Source organism: Trinickia sp. (genome assembly GCF_051953405.1).
Lineage (GTDB): Bacteria > Pseudomonadota > Gammaproteobacteria > Burkholderiales > Burkholderiaceae > Trinickia.
This window is the reverse complement of record NZ_JBQCIV010000102.1, coordinates 14,577-39,137: the sequence shown is the minus strand read 5'-3', so window position 1 is coordinate 39,137 and position 24,561 is coordinate 14,577. Positions and strand designations below refer to the sequence as shown.

At 60.7% G+C, this 24,561-nt stretch carries 23 protein-coding genes and 1 pseudogene; 7 read left to right on the top strand and 17 right to left on the bottom strand.

The window, feature by feature from the left end; genetic code table 11:
- Window positions 1–353: 353 nt before the first annotated feature.
- The 3 genes from ACTHN9_RS17490 to ACTHN9_RS17480 all read right to left on the bottom strand — a co-directional run bounded on the left by ACTHN9_RS17490 (window position 354) and on the right by ACTHN9_RS17480 (window position 3,874).
- The gene (locus ACTHN9_RS17490; protein ID WP_440538035.1) at window positions 354–1,484 is read right to left on the bottom strand and encodes a porin; all 1,131 of its coding nucleotides are present in this window, start codon (window positions 1,482–1,484) and stop codon (window positions 354–356) included.
- Window positions 1,485–1,693: 209 nt separating this feature from the next.
- Window positions 1,694–2,944 (bottom strand): cation:proton antiporter, encoded by a 1,251-nt coding sequence (locus tag ACTHN9_RS17485; protein ID WP_440538034.1) that lies wholly within the window; start codon window positions 2,942–2,944, stop codon window positions 1,694–1,696.
- 36 nt (window positions 2,945–2,980) lie between these two features.
- Window positions 2,981–3,874 carry a LysR family transcriptional regulator gene (locus tag ACTHN9_RS17480; protein ID WP_440538033.1) on the bottom strand — a complete coding sequence of 298 codons (894 nt, stop codon included), beginning with the start codon at window positions 3,872–3,874 and terminating at the stop codon, window positions 2,981–2,983.
- Between the two features lie 156 nt (window positions 3,875–4,030).
- On the opposite strand from ACTHN9_RS17480, the gene ACTHN9_RS17475 reads away from it, so the two are divergent.
- On the top strand, window positions 4,031–4,438 hold the full coding sequence (locus ACTHN9_RS17475) for a DoxX family protein (RefSeq protein WP_440538032.1): 408 nt from the start codon (window positions 4,031–4,033) through the stop codon (window positions 4,436–4,438).
- 81 nt (window positions 4,439–4,519) lie between these two features.
- Here the strand turns inward: ACTHN9_RS17475 and ACTHN9_RS17470 are convergent, their stop codons facing one another.
- A complete protein-coding gene (locus ACTHN9_RS17470; RefSeq protein WP_440538031.1) occupies window positions 4,520–5,698 on the bottom strand; it encodes a YVTN family beta-propeller repeat protein in 1,179 nt (392 codons plus the stop codon).
- A 66-nt stretch (window positions 5,699–5,764) separates the two neighbouring features.
- Window positions 5,765–6,580, bottom strand: a complete 816-nt coding sequence (locus ACTHN9_RS17465; protein ID WP_440538030.1) for a creatininase family protein — start codon at window positions 6,578–6,580, stop codon at window positions 5,765–5,767.
- 220 nt (window positions 6,581–6,800) lie between these two features.
- Between ACTHN9_RS17465 and ACTHN9_RS17460 the strand changes: the two genes are divergently transcribed.
- Complete coding sequence (locus ACTHN9_RS17460; protein ID WP_440538029.1) at window positions 6,801–7,796, top strand: DedA family protein/thiosulfate sulfurtransferase GlpE; 996 nt, start codon at window positions 6,801–6,803, stop codon at window positions 7,794–7,796.
- A gap of 56 nt (window positions 7,797–7,852) precedes the next feature.
- Here ACTHN9_RS17460 and ACTHN9_RS17455 read toward each other — a convergent pair whose 3' ends face one another.
- Window positions 7,853–8,644, bottom strand: coding sequence for an alpha/beta fold hydrolase (locus ACTHN9_RS17455; protein WP_440538028.1), 792 nt, complete (start codon window positions 8,642–8,644; stop codon window positions 7,853–7,855).
- 140 nt (window positions 8,645–8,784) lie between these two features.
- On the opposite strand from ACTHN9_RS17455, the gene ACTHN9_RS17450 reads away from it, so the two are divergent.
- The 3 genes from ACTHN9_RS17450 (at window position 8,785) to ACTHN9_RS17440 (ending at window position 12,508) form a co-directional block, all read left to right on the top strand.
- Window positions 8,785–9,705, top strand: a complete 921-nt coding sequence (locus ACTHN9_RS17450; RefSeq protein ID WP_440538027.1) for a LysR family transcriptional regulator — start codon at window positions 8,785–8,787, stop codon at window positions 9,703–9,705.
- A 192-nt stretch (window positions 9,706–9,897) separates the two neighbouring features.
- Window positions 9,898–10,626 carry a pirin family protein gene (locus ACTHN9_RS17445; protein WP_440538026.1) on the top strand — a complete coding sequence of 243 codons (729 nt, stop codon included), beginning with the start codon at window positions 9,898–9,900 and terminating at the stop codon, window positions 10,624–10,626.
- Window positions 10,627–11,488: 862 nt separating this feature from the next.
- Window positions 11,489–12,508: a GlxA family transcriptional regulator gene (locus ACTHN9_RS17440; RefSeq protein WP_440538025.1), complete on the top strand. Its 1,020-nt coding sequence runs from the start codon at window positions 11,489–11,491 to the stop codon at window positions 12,506–12,508.
- Between the two features lie 115 nt (window positions 12,509–12,623).
- On the opposite strand, the gene ACTHN9_RS17435 is transcribed toward ACTHN9_RS17440, so the two are convergent.
- Window positions 12,624–13,829: a glycosyltransferase gene (locus tag ACTHN9_RS17435; protein WP_440538024.1), complete on the bottom strand. Its 1,206-nt coding sequence runs from the start codon at window positions 13,827–13,829 to the stop codon at window positions 12,624–12,626.
- A gap of 270 nt (window positions 13,830–14,099) precedes the next feature.
- Entirely contained in the window at window positions 14,100–14,765 is a 666-nt protein-coding gene (locus tag ACTHN9_RS17430; protein WP_440538023.1) for a DUF1345 domain-containing protein, read from the bottom strand.
- 177 nt (window positions 14,766–14,942) lie between these two features.
- On the opposite strand from ACTHN9_RS17430, the gene ACTHN9_RS17425 reads away from it, so the two are divergent.
- Window positions 14,943–16,643: a VRR-NUC domain-containing protein gene (locus ACTHN9_RS17425; RefSeq protein ID WP_440538022.1), complete on the top strand. Its 1,701-nt coding sequence runs from the start codon at window positions 14,943–14,945 to the stop codon at window positions 16,641–16,643.
- On the top strand, window positions 16,640–18,913 hold the full coding sequence (locus tag ACTHN9_RS17420) for an ATP-dependent DNA helicase (protein ID WP_440538021.1): 2,274 nt from the start codon (window positions 16,640–16,642) through the stop codon (window positions 18,911–18,913). Before ACTHN9_RS17425 ends, ACTHN9_RS17420 begins: the two co-directional genes overlap by 4 nt.
- Window positions 18,914–18,950: 37 nt before the next feature.
- On the opposite strand, the gene ACTHN9_RS17415 is transcribed toward ACTHN9_RS17420, so the two are convergent.
- The 9 genes and pseudogenes from ACTHN9_RS17415 to ACTHN9_RS17375 all read right to left on the bottom strand — a co-directional run.
- On the bottom strand, window positions 18,951–19,562 hold the full coding sequence (locus ACTHN9_RS17415) for a hypothetical protein (RefSeq protein ID WP_440538020.1): 612 nt from the start codon (window positions 19,560–19,562) through the stop codon (window positions 18,951–18,953).
- A gap of 193 nt (window positions 19,563–19,755) precedes the next feature.
- The gene (locus tag ACTHN9_RS17410) at window positions 19,756–20,517 is read right to left on the bottom strand and encodes a M48 family metallopeptidase (protein ID WP_440538019.1); all 762 of its coding nucleotides are present in this window, start codon (window positions 20,515–20,517) and stop codon (window positions 19,756–19,758) included.
- A 473-nt stretch (window positions 20,518–20,990) separates the two neighbouring features.
- A complete protein-coding gene (locus ACTHN9_RS17405) occupies window positions 20,991–21,542 on the bottom strand; it encodes a DUF4303 domain-containing protein (protein WP_440538018.1) in 552 nt (183 codons plus the stop codon).
- A gap of 13 nt (window positions 21,543–21,555) precedes the next feature.
- On the bottom strand, window positions 21,556–21,936 hold the full coding sequence (locus ACTHN9_RS17400) for an immunity 22 family protein (RefSeq protein ID WP_440538017.1): 381 nt from the start codon (window positions 21,934–21,936) through the stop codon (window positions 21,556–21,558).
- 156 nt (window positions 21,937–22,092) lie between these two features.
- On the bottom strand, window positions 22,093–22,590 hold the full coding sequence (locus ACTHN9_RS17395; protein ID WP_440538016.1) for an SMI1/KNR4 family protein: 498 nt from the start codon (window positions 22,588–22,590) through the stop codon (window positions 22,093–22,095).
- A 220-nt stretch (window positions 22,591–22,810) separates the two neighbouring features.
- The gene (gene comJ / locus ACTHN9_RS17390; RefSeq protein WP_440538015.1) at window positions 22,811–23,296 is read right to left on the bottom strand and encodes a competence protein ComJ; all 486 of its coding nucleotides are present in this window, start codon (window positions 23,294–23,296) and stop codon (window positions 22,811–22,813) included.
- Window positions 23,289–23,501, bottom strand: coding sequence for a hypothetical protein (locus ACTHN9_RS17385; protein ID WP_440538014.1), 213 nt, complete (start codon window positions 23,499–23,501; stop codon window positions 23,289–23,291). Before ACTHN9_RS17385 ends, comJ begins: the two co-directional genes overlap by 8 nt.
- A gap of 229 nt (window positions 23,502–23,730) precedes the next feature.
- Complete coding sequence (locus ACTHN9_RS17380) at window positions 23,731–24,024, bottom strand: hypothetical protein (protein ID WP_440538013.1); 294 nt, start codon at window positions 24,022–24,024, stop codon at window positions 23,731–23,733.
- A gap of 315 nt (window positions 24,025–24,339) precedes the next feature.
- Window positions 24,340–24,525: pseudogene (locus ACTHN9_RS17375) on the bottom strand (RHS repeat-associated core domain-containing protein); the annotation flags it as partial.
- Between the last annotated feature and the right edge of the window lie 36 nt (window positions 24,526–24,561).

Below are 24,561 nucleotides of genomic sequence, written 5' to 3'. Positions count from 1 at the left end.
GGACCGATGCGCGCATGGCGACCGAGCGCAAGGCCCCGACGGCCGCGCTAGGCGCTGCAAACGTTCGTCAATCGATGACCGGAGCGGTCGGTTATCCGACTCATTGGTGCCGGCGCACGCGCTCGACAATACGAGCGATGAAGTGAAGCGGCCACCCGAGCGAATCGTCGGACGCCGTATTGGAAGCAACTGTTCTTATAGGCTCTTTTGTACGAAGGATAACGTTGAGCGAGTTTGATTCAAGTCAAAGAAACCCTATCGCCACAAACCCTCTTAGGGGCTTGTCAGCCAATGCTGACGAGGAGAAGCGACATAGCGGAAGCGATTCGACGAAAAAACGGTAATAGCGACCGTTAGAAGAGATGGCGCATGCCGATTGAAACGACCGTTTGCGAATCCGACGTGGACGCCGGCAAAGTAAACAATTGCGCCCGAACGCCGTTACTCGCGCGCAACAATACGGTATTGCAGTAAATGTCCGTCCGTTTGGAGAGGGCGTAATCGATACCAGCCACGAATTGATTCCAATGCGCCGGCCCGAGCTTCGAGTAGGCATAGCTGCCCGCCAGCGAAAGCGCATGCGTCATCGAATACTTGACGCCGCCTTCGGCGGTTCTCAGCGCCGCGCTCGCGCCCTTCTGACGGAAATCGACGAGCGTGAAGAGTCCGTGTAAGAACGCGGGCCCCCATTGGTATCCCGCCCCGATGCCCGACACCGACAGCTTGTCGAACACCTGGAACGGCGACAATAGCCCTTGCGGCCCCGTCCCCACGAGCCGCGTCCCGAGCACTGTCGTGCCGATACCGAACGCCGCCGTGTAGTTGTGAATACCCACATAGGCCGCACCGGCGCTGAACGCACCGTGCGCGTAGGTGGCACCGAGCGCCACGGCGCTGTTCGCGACGAAATTGCCGGGCTGTCCGCCGAACGCATAGAGCGCACCGAATTGCAGGCCGCCGAGCGTAGGCGTGACATAGCGAACCGAATTGTCGAGGCGCTCCGCCCCGAGCCGGTCGAGGTCGCCGAGATGAAAGGCGAATACCGAGGGCGTCAACGTACCCGCCGCGAATTGCGTCAGATTCGTCGACATGAAGTCGTACTGACGGCCGAAGGTGAGCGTCCCTAAGCGATCGTTCGCGAGGCCGACGAACGCTTGGCGGCCGAATTCGAGCCCGCCTTGAGAGAATCGGCCGTCGTTGAGCGTGAATCCGTTTTCGAGGCGCATGACGGCACGCCACCCATTGCCGAGCGGCTCGACCGCGCGCAGCCCCCAGCGATCGGATTGCCCGACGCCGCTGGTTTGCGCCCAGGCGCGGCCGCCGTTTGCGTTGGTGGCGAACGTGAGCGCGTCATCGACGATGCCGTAAAGCTGAACCGTGCTTTGCGCGCTTGCATCGCTCGTGACCGCAAAAAGCGCCATACCGACGAGCCAACCGCTGCTCGCCGCCAACGCGCGCCCATGACGTCGATCCGATATGCTCATTGCGCCTCCACTGCGTGTAAGCCGCCCAAACGATACATACCGGCACTCGACAGGGCCGAGTCTCCCAGCAAAGATAGTGTGGCTCGATGAACTTTACAACGACGAAATCAGCAAGACGTACTGCCAACCCTAATAGGCCGCAGGCAAAAATTTCCGCGTCCAGCGTGCTGCGACGGCGACGCACGGCCCCATCGCCCGGTTAGGCGCGCTTATCGGTCGACGCCCGGTATCGCAAACCGAACAGGCTGGCGACGACGAGCCCAGCGATGAACGAGTTGCGCGCTAGCCGCCGTCATCGTCAGCGTCGCGATAAGCAAGACCGTATACAGCGAGGAAGAAATCAACTGCAATTGCAGGCCGATACTGAGCACCATGAGTTCGACGGTGCCACGGCAGTTCATCAGCACGGCGATCAAATGCGATCGATCGCGATCGATCCCGCACAGCCGCGCCCCGGCATAGCATCCGCCGTATTTGCCGGCCACGCCGACCACAAAAAAGAGCGCGAGCCATCCCCACAGCATCGGCGAATTCAGTGCCGAAATCGACGCCTGCATGCCCGCCGAAACGAAAAACAGCGGCGTTAAAACGAGGTCTGCGAGTCCCGAGAACCGGCGTTGCCACAGTTCGAGCAAATCGTGCCGACGAGAAAGATTGACTGCGGCCACGAGTGCACCGAATGCGCTATGAAAGCCGAACGTCGTCGCGGCCCAGGCCGACAGCAGCACGTAGCACAGCGCAACCACGAGCATCGCGGATTCGCCGCTCCAGCGTTTCGCGGCGTCGATCAACCCTTGCATCGCCAGGCGCACGATCGTGACCGACACGGCAAAGAAGGCGGCCAGCGCGAACAAACCGTGGAACGCCGATCCCGCTGAAAATCCCGATTTCGCGAGCGCCCCCACGGTGGCCAGCAATAGCCAGCCCACCGCATCGGTGATCGTCGCCGCGAGAATCGACAAGCGCGCCGACGGATGTTGCGCAATCCCCGCCTCCGCCACGATCCGCGCCATCACCGGCAACGCGGAAACCGACAGCGCGACACCGCAAAACAGGACATACGCGATGTGCGGCACTTGCGACGGCGCGAAGGAAGCGTCGCCGACACTGGCCAGCGCACAGCCCATGACCAACGGGCACGCCATGCCCAGTACCGCGATGGCGAGCGGGGGCCATGCACTGGAGCGCGTCTTCGGCAAATCTCCGACGATGTGTGCCCCGGTTTGAAACATCAAGAAGACGAGCCCGAGTTCGCCGAGCTTCGACAGCAACGCAGCGGATTCCGGCGTGAACAACGCCGCATAGCCGCGCCCGCCGAGCGCACCGAGCACGGACGGCCCCAGCAGCAACCCCGCGACGAGTTCACCGACAACTTTCCCTTGTCCGATCCGCCGCGCAACGGCGCCGCATGCCGATGTCGCGACGATCGCGACGCATAGTTGAAGCATCCAATTGGCCATCGAACAATCGATCTCTTTCTAGCGATACCGCGCAGTCTAACGGAGCCGCGCGTCCTCGCAGAGAAAATCCAGAAAGGTCCGCACTTTGGGCGATAGATATTGCCGGTGGCGATACACCCCATACAGCTTGGTGCCGAAGAAGCGATAGTCCGTCAGTACCGCCTGAAGCGCACCGGCCTCGAGATCGTGCGCGATCAAGGCTTTGGGCAAAAACGCCAAGCCCATCCCTTCGATCGCGGCGAGCCGAAGCAGCGATTCGTTGTTGGTCTGCAAAGCGGATTCGAATTTGAAGGCTTCGACGCCGCGCGGCCCTTCGACTTCCATCGCATTGTTAGCGGGAAACATCGAATAGCCGAGCATCGTATGGTGCGCAAGCGCCTGCGCATCGCCCGGCACCCCCGCCTTGCGCAAATAGCCGGGCGCCCCCACGAGGTGGAAGGTCGCCGGTCCGATCGGCCGCGCGATGAGTGCCGGCCCCAACGACAGCGGGTTCGTCACGCGCAGCGCGAGGTCGAAACCCTCTTCGACGAGATTGACGAAGCGGCCCGACAAATCCACATCGAGCCGCACATCGGGATAGCGTGCGCGGTAATCGTTCAGGACACCGACGAAATCGGGATTGGCCATCCACACCGGCGCGCTCAGTTTGAGCGTGCCGCGGGGCGCAGCCGTCGATTGCCCGACCGCGGATTCGACGTCGTCGAGTTCGTCGAGCAATTGACGAACATGGTCGAAATACGTCGCCCCCGATTCGGTCAAACTCAGGTGACGGCTCGTTCGGTTGAGCAGCAAAGTGCCCAGCCGGCGCTCGAGATGCATCACGTGCTTGCTCGCCATCGCGGGCGACATGTCGAGCCGACGGGCCGCCGCGGCGAAACTCTTAGCCTCCACCGCCAGCCGAAAAACGCGCATGCTCGTCAACGTATCCATCCGATCATCAACCCACAGTAAATGATGGATGAATCATAGCCGAGTTGTCGGCGCGCGCCGCGGCCCGTATCGTGGCGCAATTCGTCGGTGAAACACCCGCTTCCCACCGAAGGCGCGGGCCGACCCGACCGTTCTCAACCGTCAACGATGACCATCATGACCAACGACAAAACCGCTCCGCTGGCCGCGCTGCTGCTTCGAGTCAGCCTCGGCATTCTCTTTCTCGCTCACGTCGGTCTGAAGCTGTTTGTGTTCAGCGTGCCAGGCTTCGTGGGCTATTTCGCTTCGCTCGGCTTGCCCGCCATCGCGGCCTATTTGACGATCGCGCTCGAGCTGCTCGGCGGGTTTGCTTTGATCCTCGGCGTGTACGCCTCTTGGGTCGCGGTACCGCTTGCGCTCGAAATGCTCGGGACGATCGTGCTCGTGCACGGCGCGAACGGCTGGCTCTTCACGAATAAGGGCGGAGGGTGGGAATACCCCGCGTTTTGGGCGGTCGCGCTCGTCGTCCTGTTCTTGCTCGGCGACGGCGCCTATGCGCTGCGCCCCGCTAAACGCGGCGCCTAAGCGACCGCTGCCGCGAGCGAGCGGCCGCGATAACGCGCGGCCGGCTCGCCTTCGATCGGTCCTTCGCCTTAGCCGCCGCCCCTACCGCATATTGCCCGTATGCCCGAGCGAATAGCGCCCCGGCTGCGGCCAGACCGTAAGCCCGTGCGGCTCCATGCCGACGGCGATCTGCTTGATGTCGCCCGTGGCCGTGTCGATCGCGTAGACGACATCGTCGAATCGCCCCGATAACCAGAGCGTCGTACCGTCGACGCTGACATTGCCCATATCGGGGCTGCCCCCTCCTGGAATCGGCCAGTTCGCGACGATTTTTCGCGTCGCGAAATCGAGCACCGAGACGCTGCCTTTTCCGCGGCGCGGGCCATGGACGAGATTCGATCCGCGGTTCGCGATGTAGAGCTTGGTGCCGTCTCGGCTCGGATACAGGCCGTGCGTGCCCACGCCCGTCTCGATGAAGCCGATCTTCGCGAAGCTGTCGCCATCGATGAGATACACGCCGTCGGCCATCATATCGGCGACATAGAACACCCGTCCGTCGGGCGAGATGCGGATATCCTGCGGCATCCCATTCTTTCGGAGCACTAAATAACCGAGCACCTTGCGGTTCACCATGTCGATCTTCGCGAGCTTGCCGCCGAACTCGCAAGTAAAGATCGCGTACCGGCCGTCGATCGAAAAATCGGCGTGATTGATGCCCTTGCAATCGGGCACATCGAGGCTCGACTCCAGCCGCATCGTATGCGGATCGCGAAAATCGAGCCGCGCATGCGCTTCGGCCACGACGATGGCCTGCCTGCCGTCGGGCGTGAAGTACATGTTGTAGGGGTCGTCCACGGCGACCGCCTTGCCGGGCTTGCCCGTCATCGTATCGATCGGCGTCAGGCTGCCATCGGTGCGCCCTTCCGCATTGTTCGTCACCCACAGGGTTTTCAAGTCCCAGGAAGGCACGATGTGCTGCGGGCTGCGTCCAACCGGAAATTTGTCGACAACCTTAAGCGTCGCCGGATCGATGACGTAGACATCGTCGGAGCGCAGATTCGGAACATAGACCCTCGGCAGCGCCCCTTTTACGGCCGGGCTCAAACGATCGACGCCCGCCTCGCTATATAAATTCGACGGATCGACCACGCTCGGCATACCCGGCACCGTCTGCACGGTCGCCGCCCATGCTCCGGCCGGTACGAGTGCTATCCATGCGCCGAGCGCCAAGGCGCCGATCGATGCAGCTAGCTTCGTCTGGCGAACGCCCTTCGAACTCATCACTCCTCCCGTTGTTTAGAGCAGGCGGCGCACGCGACGCCCAACCCGCGCGGCAATCGATGACGCTCAGCGGCTCGCCGTCTCCTTGCGAATCGCCTCGATGGTCTTGGCGACGATCGCGTCGATACCGAGACGCCCCAACGCCGCGGTCGCGCCTCGCGGGTCGCCGCCATAGACGCCATCCGCGGGCCCGGGCTTCGGGGCCGTCCGCATGGCATCGACGCGGACCATCTGCGGCGCGACCGCCAGCAGCAGCGCCGTATCGGCGAGCCCTGCATGCGTGCCGATCTGGTCGTCGCGATAGCCTTTTTCGCGCAACATGCGCGCGTATCCGTCGGAACTCGCTTCGTAATACTCGGGCGGCACGAATGCCCGAGCATGCGTGCCGGCCCATGCCTTGTTCAGACGCGCGACCACTTGCTTCAGATCGCTCTGATACCCGCCGTGATCGCCGAGGAACACCACGTTCTTGAACCCGTGCACCTCGAAACTGTTGGCGGCGGATTCCAAGGTTTTCTCGAACACGTCATCCGGTACCGTAATCGTGCCCGGAAAACGCATATGGGAGGTTTGCGGCGAATAGCCGCCCTCCGGTACGTAGGCGACGACCGGCGCCACCAGGGCATTGCCGAGCCCGCGAGCAATGCGGGTGGCGAGCCACTGCACGCGCGCATTGTGCTTGCCGAGCGCCACGTACGGGCCGCTTTGCTCGGTGCCGCCGATGGGGATGACGATCGTCGTCTTGCCCGCCGCGATTTGCGCGCGCAGTTCTGTCCAAGTCAGGTCTTCGAGTTGAACCGTATCCGGCGTTTGCGCCCAAACGCGTGCTTGCGAGCACGAAAGCCCCACGCAAACGAAAGCTATTTGTAATACCCGTCGCATTCCGCGCTCCCGAATATCCCCCGCGCGAAATCGCGCGAGGCCGCCCGTGTCGATTATGGGTCATCGATCTTCTAGTGCCCAATGATCGCTCCTACTTATGCCGAACACGACGCGACACGATGCAGTAAGGGGGCGACACAACGCAGCAGCCGAACAGGGAACGCGGCATAATCGGCGCATTCCGCCATCTCGGGCGGTGCGTTCTCGCGAGGTCACCCCAATGCTTCAGGACTTGGTCGCGCGCTACGGCCCAGCGCTCGTCTTCGTCAACGCGCTGGCCGCGTCGCTCGGCCTGCCGGTGCCGGCCATGCCCACGCTGGTGCTGTTCGGCGCCATGGCCGCACTCCACCCCGCGTCGATCGGCGCGCAAATCCTGCTCGTCCTCGCGCTGGCCGTGATCGCTTCGGTCATCGGCGACAGCGTTTGGTTCCTCGCGGGCCGCGTCTATGGCGGCGCCACGCTCAAGACGCTGTGCCGCTTGTCGCTATCGCGCGACACGTGCGTCAAAAAGACAGAGCGCTTCTTCGGTCGATGGGGCGTGCGCGTGCTAACCGTGTCGAAACTCGTGCCGGGCTTGTCGCTGCTTTCCGTGCCGATGGCCGGCGCCGTCGGCACGCCCTATCGGGCATTCGTCGCGCACGACGGGATCGGCGCCGCGATTTGGGCGACGCTCGGTTTAGGTGTGGGCGTCCTCGTCTCGCGTCAGGTCGATTGGCTATTCGCCGGCATCGCCCGCCTGGGGCATGCGAGCCTTCCCGTCATCGCCGCGCTGCTCGCCCTCTATGCGGCTTATCGCTGGTTCAGGCGACGCGCGTTCATGCGCAAGCTGGCCGAGGCGCGGATCGACGTCGACGAACTTTACGCGCTGATGCTGGGCGAAACGGCGCCCGTGATCCTCGATATCCGATCGGACGAAAAGCGGCGGCTCGACCCCTACGTGATTCCCGGTGCGCGTTTCGCCGACGAACGCAAACTCGACGAAATCGTCGCGGCGTACAGCCCGAAACAAAAAATCGTCATCTATTGCTCGTGTCCGAACGAAGTATCGGCGGCCTGGATGGCGAAGAAGATGACCGAGGCCGGCTTCCTCGACGTGTTGCCGCTCAAGGGCGGAATCGACGCATGGCGCGACGCGGGACGCACCGTCGCGATGCTGCAAACGCAAGCCGGCGACGACCACCCCGCTGCCGGCCAATCCACGCCGCGCGCCGCTTAGCGGGCACGCTCGCGCCGGTTCGGTCCCGGACAAGTCAGGACCCGCGTCGCTCGCGCTTAGAGCAAGAACGCGCGCACGGCGGCGACAAACGCTTGCTCCTGCTCCACGTTCGGCAAGTGCACGCACGGCAAGGCCACATACCGTGCGCCCTCGATCGCGGCAGCGATCGCTTCGCCATGACTCGCCAACGTCACCGTATCGTTTTCCCCCGCGATGACGAGCGTCGGCCGATCGACGAGCGCGACGGTCCGCCTGAAGTCGAGATCGCGTACCGCGGCAAAGCATCCGGCCAGCCCTTGCGGCGACGTTTCCAGCACCATCTTCCGAAACGCCTCGACGATAGGCAGCCGGCGCTCGATCATCGATGCGGGCAGCCAATTGCGGACGAACCCTTCGGCCGTCTCGCGCATATCGTCGATCTCCGCCAATTCGGCGATGCGTCGATCGAAGTAGTCCGCCGGCCCGAGATACGCCGAGGTGTTGCTCAGAATCAGCCGGTCGATCCGCTCCGGCGCACGGATCCCGAGCCACTGTCCGATCATGCCCCCGAGCGACAGCCCCAAGAAATGCACGCGCTCGATCCGCAGCGCATCGAGCAGTTCGATGGCATCGCGACCGAGGCGATCGATCGAATAGGCCCCGGCGGGCGCATCGGAGGCGCCGTGACCGCGCGTGTCGTAGCGCAATACGCAGAAGTGCCGGACGAGTTCCGGCATCGACGTGTCCCACATATGCTGCGACGTGGCGATGGAGTTGGACAGCATCAACAGCGGCGCCGCTTCGCGCCCGTCCAAGCGATAGGCGATCCGGACACCGTCGCCGGCCGTGAAAAACGATAGACCTTCCATGGTTGCCTGCTCCTCGTTCATAGGTTGGGTTCGACGGAAGCATCGTAGTGTCGCGGCGTGCGGAAAGACATTACAAAGTTTTGATATTCTTTGTAACCCCCCTCTATGTACCCGAAACGTTTAGAGTTCGCCCGATCGATATGAACGAATTCACGCTTCACGATGTGCAGTGCTTCGATGCCGTCGTGCGCGCCGGCGGCTTCCAAGCCGCGGCTTCGGCGTTGCATCGCTCCCACCCGGCCGTGTTCGCGGCCGTCGCACGCCTCGAACGGCAGCTCGGACTCGCCTTGCTCGACCGCAGCGGCTACCGCGTCCGCATGACCGCCGACGGCCGGGCGTTCCATCGCAAGGCGCAGACGCTGTTGACCGAATTCGCGGGCCTGCGCGCCTACGCGACGCAACTCTCGATGGGCGAGGAGAGCGAATTGCACGTCGTGATCGGCGACCTATGCCCCCGCCCGCAAACGCTCGCCCTGCTTTCGCGCTTTTTCGCTGCATGTCCGGGCACGCGGCTCCATTTGCATGTCGAAGCCGTCGCCGGGCCGCTGGAGCGCCTGCTCGACGGCGACGCCGATTTGATCGTGCATCGGGTCGACAAGCGCGATCCTCGGATCGAATCGATCGGCCTATGCGAAGTCGAACTCGTGCCGGTGATCGCGCCGACGCTGATGCCGGAGCGGTTGCCCAAGTCGGTCAAACCCGAGCACTTGCGCGAACTCACGCAATGCGTGATGCGCGATACCGCGCGACACACCCCTACGCGCGACTACTTCGTGGTCGAGGGCGCCCCGCAATGCACGGTCAGCGATCAATCGATGAAGCGGGAAATCATTCTGCAGGGCTTGGGCTGGGGACATCTGCCGCGTTATTTGATCGAAGACGATTTGCGTCTCGAGCGGCTGCGATCGCTGGCTGGACGGCATCTGCCCGGGGCGCGCGAAAAGATCGTCGCCGCTCGCCGCAGCGACCGCCCCCACGGGCCCGTCGCCGAACGGCTCTGGCGCTATCTGAGCCAAAACGGGCCGGATATGTTTGCCGATAGCGTGTCAATGCATAGATGAAAGTTGCGGCGCAATTTCGTGCCCCTGCCGTCTCGGCTATCGCGCGAGCCGCGGAGCGCGCATTGTTCCACCCGTGAGACAGTGAGTCTGTCCCACGCGTCTTCTAGCGACCGAGGCGTTGGCATAGACTGCCAGCCATCGACACCTACAGCGCTGTATCCGTTTGGTGTCCTAACGTTTCGGAGAATGACAATGATCGAAATCAGGCGCTCGGCCGATCGCGGCATCGCGGAGCACGGCTGGCTCAGTTCACGCCATACCTTCTCGTTCGCGCAGTACTTCGATCCCGAACAGGTCGGGTTCTCCGATTTGCTCGTCATCAACGACGACCGCGTCGCCGCCGGTCGCGGCTTCGGCCGCCATCCGCACCGCGACATGGAGATTTTTTCGTACGTGCTCGACGGCGCGCTCGAACATCGCGATTCGATGGGCAACGGCTCGACGATCGTCCCCGGCGACGTACAACTCATGAGTGCGGGAACCGGCGTTGCGCATAGCGAGTACAACCCTTCGCCCGAGCATCCCGTCCATTTCTTGCAGATCTGGATGCTGCCGTCGGAATCGGCGCTCGGCGCACCGCCTCGGTATCAGCAGATGCACGTCAGCCCGGAGGAAAAGCGGGGCACATTGCGCTTGATGCTCTCTCCGGACGGCGCCGATGGCTCGCTTGCGCTGAGGCAAGACGCGCGCGTTTATGCCACGCAACTGGACGGCGAGGAAACGGTATCGCTCGCGCTCGCGAGCGACCGTTATGCCTATGTGCATGTGGCCCAGGGAAGCGTGACGCTCAACGGCATGGCGCTGAGCGCCGGCGACGGCGCGAAGCTGCGCGGAGAAACGTCGCTGACGCTGACGAAAGGCAGCGACGCACAAGTGCTCGTATTCGATCTGCGTGCGAAGGAAACGCCGGCGATGCGCTGAAGCCGGAATGAACCCACGGCGGCCCCTCCGGCCGCCGTTCAGCGTGTGCCACTAATTCCCCGCCAATGCCAATAGAAATCCGCCACTTCGCGGATTAGCGCCTCTCCTGCGCATCTCCTTCCAAACCGCTACCCGGCGCCGGCCTTCCCGCGCAATGCCCAAATGGCAGTTTAGTCATGGTGGAATAGTCCGACTTTCGCGCCGGAATAGTATTTATCCGCCATTTTAAAGGGTGTGGTTGCGCAACATTAGTGGGCACGGCATATTTCCGCGCAAGTGGATCCGTCGTCGAGTGCATCGCATCCGCAGCCCCGCCGGCCCCACCTTTCTATTCTTTCTGATTGACGGACATACCGACCGGCGGCACGGGATTGCGGCCCCATCTTGCAGTTCTTACGCACGCGTTTAGTTCAAACGCATGCCGCCTGGCGCGTTTCTACAAAAACCAAAAAATAATGCAAAGCTGACAGTTTTGATAGTGGATGCCGACAAAGCCTTACAGGTTACATTTCGACTCAATAGTTTTTATGTGGAAATTTAACGCGCCTCCTTTTATTATCGACACCGAGGACACCTATATGTCCACCACCGCCCCAAAGGGGAAGAACACGCGAAATCCGGGATCGCCTTAAGGGCCCTAATCGGCCCCAATCGCGCGCCAAGATGGCGCGAGAATCGAGCCGAGACACCAGGCTCAGCAAGCCAATCCGCGTATTTCGAGCCCGCCGCAGGTACGGTATTTTGAAGCTATTTCGCATCGGCGCAAGCCGGTCCACGAAAATAAACAAAAAAAATGAAACAAAAACCTCGTAAATAGTCTAGAAGCAATAATCGCGCGCATATAGGAACCTAGGAGCCGGTCATGATGATTGAAAAAATCGAAAAAAATAGCGACATACGACACCACGTTGAGCCCATGGAGGCCGAAAGCGACGAACCCACTCCTCGCTGCAAGCAAATCGGACTACTGCTATTCAAGGGCTTTTCCTTCATGACTGCGGGCATGGTCGCCGAAGTTTTCGACGTCGCCAACGAGCTTGGCGGGAATGGAACCAGAAAGACAAATCTGTATAGCGTGCGCTTGCTTTCGATCGACGGCGGAGACGTAATGTGCTCGTCGTCGGCACGCGTCTCCACCGACCGATTGGAAGCGCGCCATTTGGGCGATTTGCACACACTCATCATCGTGGGCGACGCAGGTGCCGCGCTGGCCGCGCGCGATAATCCGTTCGTGCGCTGGCTGCGCGTGATTTATCAAAGGACGGACCGGATCGAGCCGATCGTGAGCCAGGCTGCGCTCGCTTCGATCGACGCCCACCGCCAGAAGAAGTTCGGTAGCCCGGACGCTTGGACGTCGGCGCTGGACTCGCGCAGCGCAGCCGGGTACGTACAAGGCGCTGGCGACGATCAGCATCGCCTGCTCTGTTTGGCGCTTTTTCAAGTCAAGCGGGATTTCGGGCTAGACGTCGCCATGAAAATTGCCGAGCGCCTGATGCCCGGCACGAGCCGCGTCCTACTGCCGAAGCTCAGCCGCACGAGCCATCGCAGTACCAGCGAGCAAGTGCGGGAATCCGCCCGTTGGCTTCTGGCCAATTGCGAACAAGACATTACGATCGTCGACGCCGCGCGCGTGGCTGCCATGAGCCAGCGAAACTATTTGCGCCATTTCAAGCGCGAGATGGGCACGACGCCGTCGGAGTTCTTGCTGCAAGCGCGCCTCGAGTTGACTCGACGCTTGCTGGCCGAGACGAAACTTCCCGTGGATGTCATCGCCCGGCATAGCGGCATGCGCAATGGCGACAATTTGGCCAAAATGTTTCGCAAGCGGCTCACCGTCTCGCCCACGGAATACCGCCTGCGGCATGCGCGAACAACGATCTGACCGACGCGGCGGCACCGCCTGATCGCACCCCGGCAAGTATCGGCGAATAGAAGAAATCGTTCGCCGAACAGCTTGCCGGGCACCGTCTCGCGGCGCTTTGGCGAACGATGCTATCTCAACTGCTCATCGATGCGGTTTGGACGATCTTTTTGAAGCGATCGACCGTATCGCGCGCGAGCAGCGATTCGTCGGCGTCCGATTGCGGCGCCGAGGGGGCGTTGCCGGACAGCTCGAATGCTTCGTCGATCGCCGCATTGATGGAGGCGGCCGATAGGCTGCGAAGCAAGGGCCCGAGCCGATCGCGCTTCGCGAACCATCCGATCAACCCGGAATCGGTGGCAATGACGGTTTTCCCATATCGGCGCGCCTGAGCGAGCACGTCGCTCATACCGTAGTGTCCCTTGTAACCCACCCACACGGCGTCGCATGCGCAAAACAGATCGGCCTCCATCTCGGGCGAAATGAATTGGTCGAATACGCGAACTCGGCTGAACAAACCGCCACCGATCGACGCCATGAACGCGCGCACGTCTTTCGTCTGCTCGCCGGCGATAACGATCAGCGGATGCTCGCTGCGCTTCATGCAGGCATACAAAAGCTCTTTAATACCCTTACGGTCCGAAATCGACCCATATACGAGAATGCAGCGTTCTTCCCCGATACCCAAACGCATTCTTGCTTCGTGCCGCTCGACGTATTCGACATCCGCAAACGGTGCCGCCAAGTAATGAACCGGCGGGCATTGTCCGCTCAACGGCGACTTCGCATGCCAGACGGAAAGCATCGGATCGATCGTCAAGACAGCCGCTAGATTTCCGCCGAGCAATGCCCGATGGAACAGCCGCTTGCGCACGGCCGCAAGGAACGGGCGGCGCGGTGCGCCCACGCCCATCTCCCGTAAATGAAACCATTGGCGCATGGCAATGCACATCCAGCGCGTCGCGCCGAACGGCGAGCCGAGCATACCCACCGCATCGAGGATGAAATCGCCGTCGGGTACGACAACGAGATCGACCGGTTCCGACTGGCTGACACGACGATAAATCGATGCAAAAGCCGCGTACAAACCGATGCCCGTTTTGCCCGCTTTCAAAACCGCATGCGGAAACGAGAATCGATGGCTGCCGTCGCGATGACTCACGATGCGTACCGCGGAGCGCGATACCTCATAACCCAGCGTCAGCGGATGGTTGCGATGCTGCGGCTCAGTCCATAGCGTGCAATCGTACCCGGCTTCGACAAGGGCTTCGATCGTCCACTGAACATAACGCCAGCGATATCCCGACAGGTCTGGCTCGATCACAAGCGCGCGCGGTTTCATGGCGCCGACCGAACTGCTTTTAATTGAATGCGCATATGAGTGCGAAGGGAGAGGCGTCGAATTCGACAATTGTGCTAGCCGAATATGCCGTGTTGCCCGAAGCGGAGCAACGACAGCGACAAAAATGACCGAAAACACCTAATCGGGCACATGCCGCCGCGCTCGCGGACAACACTCGACCTACTCAACGGCCAGCGATCGACTCTCCTCTCATCCCCATTTCGCACAGTCGCTATTGGTATCTCAGGGGATCTCGCCGCTATCGGCGGTTCATGACCCGAGCAATCCCGCGGCGATATTGACGCATAGGCCGATCACCGCGGCATTGAAGAAAAACGACAGAATCGACTGTGCTAACGCGGTCCGTCTGGCGCGCCGCGAGCAGACGGACACATCGGAAGTCTGCGACGCCACCGCAATCGTGAAAGAGAAGTACATGAAGTCCCAGTAGTCGAGCGGTTCGTCGTCATTCGGAAACTTCAGGGAAGCCTCGCCCTCGCCGGCTTGGTGGTAATAGCGCGCATACTCCAGCGTAAATACCGTAGGGATCAGCAGCCATGCACCGATCATGGTTGCGCCGGTCAGCGCATAGTTGATGCTCGCCTGCGCCGCCCCAAGCCCTTTGGCGGACGATAACTCGACCACGATGGCCACGACGCTCGCGATCGCCGCCGCGGTAATGATCGAGAGGACCGCGGTTGCGCCTTCGTCCTCGCGCTCGGCCACACGCTGCACGTCGGCCGGGCTGGCTGTCACCATGCGAACCCAGATCAGCACGAGATACGCCCACATTCCGATGTCCCATGCGAACAGCGGGCGTTGAATCGGCCGCAGATGCCAAGGCGCGACGATGAAGGCGAGGACGCCCAGTGCCGCACCGATGAAGATACGGGGACGATTGCTTAAGAAACGCAAGATACGCGCGGATGCATCCATAGGATTCCGGTGTGATGAAGTGAAGTGAGTCGACGCCGCCGTGCCGACGCGACGGCGGGCGCCTATTATCGCCGCCCTTGCGGGGCTTCGGGTAAGCAGGCGCTTGCCGCACACCATCGTCGACCGTCGGAAATTTGCTATCATCCCTGTACATTTATACAGCCCTACCGAGCCGTGGTGTCGTCCCCCGCCCCGTCGCCCTACTCGACGTACTACCTGCTGAACTTCGAGCGCGCGCTCGAATGGATCGCCGAGCGCTACGACGGCCTGCTCGACGGCGGCGAGCGCGCGTTCTTGCAAGCCTTCTCCGGCTTGCCGCACCCTTCGCGCGCACTCTTCGTTCGGATGCTGATGCGGCAAGGGCCGCTGTTTCGGGCGAGTCGCCTCGTCTACGAGGAAATCGGCTGCCCGTGGGCTGCGGCTGCCCCCTTGGCCGCACTCGGATGGGTCGATGCCGACACCGCCTTGACGATCGACGAACTCTTCGCCGTCGCGACGCGCCCGGAACTCTCGAAGATATTTCCTGCGACGAAGGGCGACAAGCCCGCGCGCAAATCGGCCTGGCTCGAGGCGCTGCGCGCCGACTACCCCGAGCCGCGCCGTTACGCCGAGTGGGCCGCCGATACGACGGATTGCGCCATGCGCACCGCGATCGACCCGCTGTGCGAGCGCTTGCGGCTCATGTTCTTCGGCAACCTCCATCAAGACTGGTCGGAGTTCGTGCTCGCCGATCTGGGCGTCTATCAATACGAGTGCGTGCCGTTTCCGCCTTCCGCTCGGGCGTTTCGCGAGCGGGCCGACATCGATGCTTATCTTTCGCTGCATGCTTGCGCGACGGCGCTCGATTCGCTCGTCGATGCAAGCGACTTCGCAGCCGCGATTGCAGGCGCGACCGCCATCGAAATCGACAATCCATGGCTTGAAACCCGCCGGGCGAAGCTGCTGTTCCGCGTAGGCAAACACGCCGAACGTTTCGCTCATTGGCCGCTCGCGCTCGACGCCTATGCCCGCAGCGCGTGGCCGGGCGCGCGGCACCGCCGCGTCCGCGTACTCGAACGCGACGGCCAATTTTCCGCCGCGTTCGAACTGGCAGCACAGGCGCTTCGCGAACCGGAAAGCGAAGCGGAAGGTCAACGGGTCGCCAGAATGATGCCGAGATTGCGCCGGGCCCTCGGGCTGCCGGCCGAACGTCCCGTCAGGGAAACCGACATCGAACGAGAAACGCTCGTCTTGCCGTACCCCGACGAACCGTTCTCGGTGGAGTATGTCGCTCGCGATCACCTGGGCACCGATGCGGCCCCGGTCTTTTACGTCGAGAACGGGCTCATCAACTCGCTCATCGGCTTGCTGTGCTGGGAAGCCGTCTTCGCCCCCGTTCCGGGCGCCTTCTTTCACCCGTTTCAACGCGGGCCGGCCGATCTGCACGCGCCCGATTTCATGGCACGGCGCAGCGTAGCGTTCGCACACTGTCTCTCGCAGCTCGATACCGGAGCCTACCGCGCGACCATCCGCCGCCACTTCGAACAAAAGGCCGGCGTGCAATCGCCGTTCGTGTTCTGGGGCATGCTCACGCCCGAGCTGCTCGAATTGGCGTTGGACTGCTTGCCCGCCGCCCATCTGAAGCTGTGGTTCACGCGGCTACTGGCCGACATTCGCGAGAATCGATCGGGATTGCCCGACCTCGTCCGATTCTGGCCGCAAGAAAAACGCTACGAACTCATCGAAGTCAAAGGCCCCGGCGACAAATTGCAAGACAACCAGACGCGCTGGCTGCGCTATTGCATCGCGCATGGCATGCCGGTGCGTGTGATCGACGTTCGTTGGAGGCAGCATGGCGAGGTCCAGCGCAACGCCGACGAACAGCAGGCAACGGCATGAACTACGTCGTAGCCGTTCGGACGCTATGCGAATTTACCGCGAAGCGCGGCGACCTCGATCTGCGTTTCACGCCATCGCCCACCGCGCTCGAAGGTATCGAAGGGCACGCCACGGTCACCTCGCGACGCCAAGCCGGATACGAAGCCGAGGTGACGCTGAGCGGAACTTACGGCACATTGACCGTACGAGGCCGAGCGGACGGATACGACCCAGCGCTGAATCGGCTCGAGGAAATCAAAACTTATCGCGGCCAGCTTCAGACGATGCCGGATAACCATCGTGCGCTGCATTGGGCGCAGGCGCTCGTGTATGGCCATTTGCTGTGCGAGGCACGAGGGCTCGCGCAATTGAACGTCGCGCTCGTCTACTTCGACATCGGTTCGCGCAAGGAAACCGTGTTCACGCAGACGCACGACGCGGCTACGCTGCGGACGCTGTTCGAGCAACAGTGCGAGCGATTTCTCGATTGGGCACGAAAGGAGGCCGAGCATCGTGGCGCGCGCGACGCGGCACTCGCGCGTTTGTCGTTTCCCTACGGGGCGTTTCGAAACGGGCAGCGCGAGTTGGCCGTTGCCGTCTATCGCGCCGCACGCGATGGGCGCGCGTTGATGGCACAGGCGCCGACCGGCATCGGCAAAACGCTCGCCACGCTGTTTCCCGCGTTGAAGGCATGCGGCCAAGGCCACGTGGAGCGCGTGTTCTTCCTCACCGCCAAAACGCCCGGTCGGGCGTTGGCGCTCGATGCAATCGACGCGTTACATCGGGCCGACAACGCATTGCCGTTGCGTACGCTCGAGCTCGTGGCGCGAGATAAAGCCTGCGAACATCCCGACAAGTCATGCCACGGCGAATCGTGTCCTTTAGCGAGCGGCTTTTATGACCGGCTCCCAAGCGCCCGCGAGGCTGCGCTCGCCAACCGTCGTCTCGATCGCGACACGGTGCGCCAAGCCGCGTCGGCGCATGAGGTGTGTCCTTATTACCTCGCGCAAGAGCTCGCGCGATGGTGCGATATCGTCGTTGGCGATTACAACTACTACTACGACAGCAGCGCGCTGCTTCACGCGCTGACGCGCGTCAATCAATGGCGGGTGGCTGTGCTGGTCGACGAAGCGCACAACCTGCTCGAGCGCGGACGGAAGATGTATACGGCGGAAATCGAGCAAGCTGCGTTCAAGGCCGCGAGCAAGGCTGCGCCCAGCGTATTGAAGAAGCCGCTGCAACGATTGCAGCGCGAATGGAACGCGCTCAATCGCGCGCAAACGAACGCTTATCAAGCGTATACCGACGTACCGGAGCGGCTGCTGTCGGCCGCGCAAAATCTGATCGGTGCGGTGACCGATCACCTCGCCGATGCACCGCTCTCGCTCGACGATACATTGCTGCGCATCTTCTTCGACGCCATGCATTTTGTTTCGTTATCCGAACAATTCGGCGAGCACTCGGTATTCGATGTTCACTTGCGCGGTATGGGCACCGCGCAGCAAGAGCGGCGGCAATCGACGCTTTGCGTGCGCAACGTCGTGCCTGCGCATTTTCTGTCGGCGCGACATGCCGCGGCGCACGCGACCGTCATGTTTTCGGGCACGTTCGCGCCTGAGCGGTTCTATCGGGACATGCTCGGCTTGCCGGACACGACCGCTGCGATCGACGTCGAAGGACCGTTTCGCGCGCAGCAGTTGAAGATCCATGTCGCCGCGCATGTCTCCACGCGTTGGCGCGATCGGGAGCGCTCGCTTAGACCGATCGTCGATTTGATGGCACGGCAATACGCGTCGCGGCCGGGCAACTATCTGGGGTTTCTGAGCAGCTTCGATTATTTGCAGCGGATTGCAGATTCAATGCAAACGCATTACCCAGACGTGCCGATCTGGACACAAGCGCCCGGCATGGACGAAGCCGCTCGCGATGCGTTTCTCGCACGGTTCCGGGCGGCCGGTTCGGGACATTGCGGGATCGGACTGGCGGTACTCGGCGGCGCGTTTTCGGAAGGGGTGGACCTGGTCGGCGATCAACTGATCGGGGCGTTCGTCGCCACGCTCGGGCTACCGCAGGTCAACGAAGTCAATGAAGAAATGCGCCGGAAGATGGACGCGAAATTCGGTTGCGGGTACGACTACGTTTATCTCTATCCGGGGCTACAGAAAATCGTGCAGGCGGCGGGGCGAGTCATTCGGACAGAAACGGATGTCGGGGTACTGCATTTGATCGACGATCGGTATCGGCGCGCGGAGGTGAGGCGATTGCTGCCTCGGTGGTGGGAGGTGCCTTGAACGCGGAACCGTCGAGCGTCCGTATCCTTGGATAGCACTAATCCGCGCTCAGCACCGCGCTCGCGGCTTCCCGCAGCAAATCCGAGTCGAGCTGAAATGGCGCTGTAGGCAAGCTGACGGGTAGCGCGAACCAGTGCGGCACGGGCAAATCGTACGCGAATTCGATTGCCTTCCTGTGCAAGACATCGCTTCCGACGGAACTCGCGCTAAGCGAACGCCACAACGGGTCGAAGCCCTCCGAGAAGTCAATCAACCGGTCGATTCTGAATGGCCCCACCGAGCGCCACGCGTTGACCGCGCCCACTTCTACAAACTTAAGATCGTGGCCCAGTGTGTCGAGTTCGAGGCGGCGAGACAGGTCTGTAAAAAAGCTTGCACCGTCCACTGCGCTTCTGAACGCGGCCACACATTCAACGGCGCGTCGCACCGTTTCCTGCGCTATTCCGCGCAACCGAATGCCGAAGAACGCGAAATCGAAGAACGCCTCGAACGCCACTTCGGTGGCGCCGTCGAGATAGTCGCGGACTTGTTCGGGCGATGGCGCATCGTCGATCCCGAACGCCCACGCGGCTTCCCACTGACCGCCTTTTGCGAATTGCGCGAGGGTTGGGCGAGGCTGGAATGCCGGATGATCGATGATCGATGCCATGCCTGGTTGGACACTTATGTCGGCGACGAGACTTCCTGCGTCATCCCGTGCTGCAGGAAAGTACTGGACCGGTAGAAAGGGGGGCCGCTGCCCGCGGCGCCCCGTGGGAATCGAGCGTCGAGTGGATTAGAGCTGAACGGCCGGCTTGCGGCTGCGATGCGCACAGTTTCACCATCCACTCGACTGCGGGCGATCAGCTACCCTTCGCGATGCGATCTTGAATGTGCTGCGCGCGGCTTGCCGACGACGGGTGCGAACTCATCATCGTGCTTTGGCCGCCATCCAGTTGCGCGAGCTTCTGGAATGCGGTGACAAGGCCCTTTTGGTTCATGCGCTTCTGCTTGAGCAGGTCGAACGAGAAATCGTCCGCCGCGCTTTCCTGCGATTGCGAGAACTGTGCGTTGATGAACTTCTCGGTGATGTCGCCGAGCTGCGAGTTCGACAGTGCCGCCACGCCGGGCGATGCCGCGCCCGCTGCGCTGCGCGCCGCACTAACGGCGTACGCCGTCTGCATGGCCTTCTTCGAGTGACCCAGTGCGACGTGGCCCATTTCGTGGCCGATCACGCCGCGCAGCTCGTCGTCGTTCATCATGTCCATCAAGCCGCTGTAGACGCGCACGCAGCCGTTGCCCATGGCCCACGCGTTGACGTCCTTGGTCATGTAGACCTTGTAGTTGATCTTTTGGCCGTTCAGCGTCATGTCGCCAAAGCCCTTCATCACCTTCGCCAAGCGCTTCGAGTAAGCGCTGTTCGTCGGTGCGATCTTCGATTCGGCGTCGCTGGCCTTGCACGATTCGGTCGACAGCGCTGCGATGTCGCTGTCCGACAGCGTGGCCGCCTTATAAAGGTCGGCGCCCGCCGAGGTCAAGCCGTTCGGGTCGAGGTTCTGTACCCCACCGCATGCGCTCATCAGGAGTGCCGCACCGCATGCTACGTAGACTTTATTCAACTTCATATCGGCCCATTCTTGGTTGATTGTTTGAAGAATCGCGAATTATGTCATCTTCTCGATGACAATTGAAAGCGATTTGTCACGCAACGTCGATCATCGTTGCGGACAAACGTCGATACGCCTTGATCTATGCAGGTTCAGCTTCGAATTGCATGGTGGGGCGCATGGTTTTTTGCTGAGGTCAGGCATTCGGTGACGCCCGCGATTATCGAGATGTGTCGCTCGGTCGCGAAACCGGACGGCGTCCTTCGCGTCAACGACCGGGCGCGCGCGGTTCGAATGCGGCTCCGGAGACTTATGGCGGTGCGCGTCGCTCATGAGACCTGGCAAATATTGCGTGAGGGTGAAACAATACAGACTATTCTGTATATTTCAATTTTTCAGCGAGATCCGCCGTAGTCTCATAAGTGACCTCAAGGTTCGCTGGGCGGTCCATGACCCGATCGCCTCCTCGAACTGTCGTCAGACTTCGACATCTATGCTTCGTACCGCTTCATGAACTCCTGGCATACGATCGGCGGATTTAGGATCAGTGCTGAATCGTTTTCCAACCGGATCGCGCCGTCGTCATCGCTGATCGAAACGAACAAAACGACTTTGTTCCGCGCGTCTCCGACGCCAAAGAAGCCTTCCCGGTCCAGAAGATGTAGGGCAGCCGTCATGTCGCCATGTACTGTTTTGGCTCGTAGCGCGACGTCCCCGCTGTCCATTTGCGCGCGAAGTTTCGCTGAAATTCCGGCGAAGTATCCCGCCTTCCACGCTTCATATCGCCACTCCCCGGTGCCCCATTTGTATTCTGGCGCTCGATCGCCGTCTTCTATGTCCATTTCCTTCCGGACCTCCGCCAACGCCTCGAGCGAATTTGCGGCAGGCATGACCGTCATCGCACTGCTATCTGTATACAGCGCGTATGCATAAAAGTGCTCAACCGGGCGAGCCGCCCTGAGATCCTCGAAACTCGCTCTCGCCGCCCGCGCCAGCTCTTGTTGAAATTCCGAAAAGTCGCTCAGATCTCGCCCCTGTTCCATCGATAAGCCCCGTCTACTTGCGGTAATCGAAGCTGCCCACGAACTCGACTCGACTGTGCGGCCGCCTCGCGTCGGCATTTCGATAGTCGAAATCGTACAAGAGGATCAGCCCGTTCATCCCTGCCCGACGCACATCAATGAGTCGGCGAAGAAGCGCTTCCGCAAAGCTTTCGCCGTACGAAAACGTTCGCAACTCGTCCGCGAGGGTGTCATTTCCGGGCAGAATCATTGACGCCTCTCTGAAATCATCGTCGTGCCAGGAGATGCCGGTATCGCGCCAGAACTGGCTCATTGAATTTTCGCTCGCATCGAAGCGAGTTTCGACGTACCGGATAAGATCGTGAGCGTCCGAGAATTGACCGACCCACGCCGAAACTTTTAGCTCATTGTACATATGCCGTATCTCCCCTACGGTCGCACGCACGCAGGTAAACCATAGATGCTACTCCTCAGGAGGGACCGAACACGTCGGTTTTCTGCCGGGTTGGCGCGTCAGGATCGCCACCGAATACGCCAAGTTTGGTGTCATCGCCAATTAAACGCACGAGCGCTAGCGGAATGCTTCGTTCTCCGACACGAGCGAGGTCACAAATTGATCAAATGAATCAATCAGATGGCGATCCGCCTTCAGGCGGTTCTCTGCATCTGTCAGCGCTTCATCATAGGTGTCAGTCAGCCAGTAATGGATCGCGCCGCTGTCCGTGTCAACACAGAAGAGATTTCCACCCGGGTCGATCGCAAAGGGAACTAACGATTTGGGGTATCCGGTGTTACCAGCTACCCGGGCATATACGCTCTGAATGGTCGATTCCTCTCCGTCTCGCGTCGCGATCGGAAGGAATTTGTGGATCCATATTGCGTCCCAATCGTCCGTCATTGGAAACCAATCAAGGTTCGGCGTACCGCCATTGAACTGCAGGTAGTGACTCCGCATCGCTTCAGGCAACCGGATGCCCAAGTCGCTCTCGAGCTTCCTTATATCGGATTGTGTAATGGCAGGGCCAATCCTCCAAAACTCGTGCATGCTGCCTCCGTTAGGATCTTCCATCACGTTTCGATCAATCTCCCCACGTCCGGCTCATTCTGCCCATGAAACCGCCGGGGCGCTGCCGCGGCGTATGGCAAGCGCGATTTTATTTTGGTTGAACGAACCGAAGACGGCTGGGCGGCCCTTGCTTCAACAGATCCGCAATCGTCGAATTGGATTTCGATGGTGGGCATCGCAGCTCAACGCGTCGTCGCTTTCGCCTTCCCAGCAAATGAGCCCTCTATCTGTCGAATTTTCCGGCCTTCAGAGGTTGACCTTTCTTGCCGCCCCAAGGGTCATCCATCAAGTACTGCGCTCCATCCTGACCACCGAGCACCAACGTGAATTTATAGAACACTTCGTCGCCCTCACACACTTCGTAGTAGAGGTCGTATGACTCAAGCGGCAAATCAAGATCGATCTTAAATTTTTCCGTCGCGGACGCTACCTCTAGCCCGCCTCGATCCGTAACACGAAACGGCGCAACGATACATCGTGCCGCTCGCTCGTCCTTCTGGAATTTATCTGCCAATAGGAGATGGACCTTAGCACCAAACGCGTCCTCTGGAAGCGGGTCAAAGACGACATAGTCAGGGTGCAGCACGGCTCCCTGATCAATGTTTCCTGTTCCCCACTGGCTGAGACCCTCGTCGTACGGCCTAGACCTAACCACGACTTGACTGTGCGAGATGAGCAGATCAACCGTCTGACTGTTAGTTTCATTCATCGTAAATTCCCGCCTTAATTCTTGTGCCGCCTGGCAATTCAGACAGTGCATTGCCGATACTTGACCCTGCGGCGCGACTATCGCTCGGATTAATATATTTCACGCTCGCGCCGCTGCCGCCCTCCTTGAACATAGTCATCGGCCAATCATCTCGGTCCATACCGGCCTTCGTCTTTGCGCCTGCAAGGCTGAGCTTGCGATTCATATTGGCAGGGCCGCGCGCCAGCGGCCATTCGTGCATCGCGAATCAGGCGACGCAGTCACACGTTATCAAATATCGCCTCAACCGCCCTTTGATATTTCGACGCCTTAGGTTGACGCATTTCTTTCAAATATTGAGCAAAGCGCCCCCTATCATCTCGAGCCAAAATGTACATAATCGAGAATGTAAGAATAAACGTTAGACTATGACCAACGTAGATTTCATTGCCCGACTAATCCTCCGGTTCCGCCAGTGGATTAAAATCCTGACCAACGTCGATCGCTTTTTCCGCCCTTATCAAAACAACACAAAACTTCCGAATGCGATCTGAATCCTGGTCCAGCAGCGCCTCTATGCTCGCCAAAGCGAGCCCCGCAGCATCGAGTGCTTTTTGGCAGTGGACCAGCTCGGCATCATAGTGATCGTCGCACAAACGCGTGTTTGCACGCTGAACCACATCCAAAGCAACATCGGAATATTTCGGCAAACGCAAAAAATCCGAAATTGATTTAATGTCTTCCACCATGAATCGACGCCCTTTATATCTCTAAGAAAAATTTCACCAGATTTCCAAACGGATCAACCGCCTTATGCTGCCAAGGCGTCAACGCAGTGAGATTACTAGTATCGTGAACACCGGGGCCACCCACCCGTTTCGGACTGTTGGTGTGATGCAGCTCCATCGACAAGTCCTTGACGATGCGCTGATCACTTTCAGCAGCTCGACCCGCATGCGCGAAGCCTGACCCTCAACCATTCGCTACAGGTTATTGGACGAATAGGACGACTCATTTGTGCGCCCTTCGTTCTTCCCGTAGTTCTTGCGCTCCGTACTCCAGCATGCCCATCCCCACGGATCAATCCATATCAGCAGATTTGCAGCATACCGATACAGGTTGTGCCCACCCGCCAACTCAATCGGATCCTGATTGATGAACCTTCCGATATCCGGATCGTAGTACCGGAACGTGTTGTAATGCAGGCCCGTCTCCCGATCCAGATATTTGCCGAGGTACCGCAAATTCTGCCGCCTAGGGACATGAGATCATTCCTCACGAAGCTT

Coding starts and splice junctions, on each gene's coding strand:
- ACTHN9_RS17380 (WP_440538013.1), bottom strand. CDS start 24,024: ATGGTGGAAGACATTAAATCAATTTCGGATTTTTTGCGTTTGCCGAAA.
- ACTHN9_RS17445 (WP_440538026.1), top strand. CDS start 9,898: ATGATCGAAATCAGGCGCTCGGCCGATCGCGGCATCGCGGAGCACGGC.
- ACTHN9_RS17460 (WP_440538029.1), top strand. CDS start 6,801: ATGCTTCAGGACTTGGTCGCGCGCTACGGCCCAGCGCTCGTCTTCGTC.
- ACTHN9_RS17485 (WP_440538034.1), bottom strand. CDS start 2,944: ATGGCCAATTGGATGCTTCAACTATGCGTCGCGATCGTCGCGACATCG.
- ACTHN9_RS17465 (WP_440538030.1), bottom strand. CDS start 6,580: ATGCGACGGGTATTACAAATAGCTTTCGTTTGCGTGGGGCTTTCGTGC.
- ACTHN9_RS17470 (WP_440538031.1), bottom strand. CDS start 5,698: ATGAGTTCGAAGGGCGTTCGCCAGACGAAGCTAGCTGCATCGATCGGC.
- ACTHN9_RS17415 (WP_440538020.1), bottom strand. CDS start 19,562: ATGGCATCGATCATCGATCATCCGGCATTCCAGCCTCGCCCAACCCTC.
- ACTHN9_RS17420 (WP_440538021.1), top strand. CDS start 16,640: ATGAACTACGTCGTAGCCGTTCGGACGCTATGCGAATTTACCGCGAAG.
- ACTHN9_RS17430 (WP_440538023.1), bottom strand. CDS start 14,765: ATGGATGCATCCGCGCGTATCTTGCGTTTCTTAAGCAATCGTCCCCGT.
- ACTHN9_RS17405 (WP_440538018.1), bottom strand. CDS start 21,542: ATGGAACAGGGGCGAGATCTGAGCGACTTTTCGGAATTTCAACAAGAG.
- ACTHN9_RS17455 (WP_440538028.1), bottom strand. CDS start 8,644: ATGGAAGGTCTATCGTTTTTCACGGCCGGCGACGGTGTCCGGATCGCC.
- ACTHN9_RS17490 (WP_440538035.1), bottom strand. CDS start 1,484: ATGAGCATATCGGATCGACGTCATGGGCGCGCGTTGGCGGCGAGCAGC.
- ACTHN9_RS17450 (WP_440538027.1), top strand. CDS start 8,785: ATGAACGAATTCACGCTTCACGATGTGCAGTGCTTCGATGCCGTCGTG.
- ACTHN9_RS17410 (WP_440538019.1), bottom strand. CDS start 20,517: ATGAAGTTGAATAAAGTCTACGTAGCATGCGGTGCGGCACTCCTGATG.
- ACTHN9_RS17440 (WP_440538025.1), top strand. CDS start 11,489: ATGATGATTGAAAAAATCGAAAAAAATAGCGACATACGACACCACGTT.
- ACTHN9_RS17385 (WP_440538014.1), bottom strand. CDS start 23,501: ATGAATCGCAAGCTCAGCCTTGCAGGCGCAAAGACGAAGGCCGGTATG.
- ACTHN9_RS17435 (WP_440538024.1), bottom strand. CDS start 13,829: ATGAAACCGCGCGCGCTTGTGATCGAGCCAGACCTGTCGGGATATCGC.
- ACTHN9_RS17480 (WP_440538033.1), bottom strand. CDS start 3,874: ATGGATACGTTGACGAGCATGCGCGTTTTTCGGCTGGCGGTGGAGGCT.
- ACTHN9_RS17475 (WP_440538032.1), top strand. CDS start 4,031: ATGACCAACGACAAAACCGCTCCGCTGGCCGCGCTGCTGCTTCGAGTC.
- comJ (WP_440538015.1), bottom strand. CDS start 23,296: ATGAATGAAACTAACAGTCAGACGGTTGATCTGCTCATCTCGCACAGT.
- ACTHN9_RS17395 (WP_440538016.1), bottom strand. CDS start 22,590: ATGGAAGATCCTAACGGAGGCAGCATGCACGAGTTTTGGAGGATTGGC.
- ACTHN9_RS17400 (WP_440538017.1), bottom strand. CDS start 21,936: ATGTACAATGAGCTAAAAGTTTCGGCGTGGGTCGGTCAATTCTCGGAC.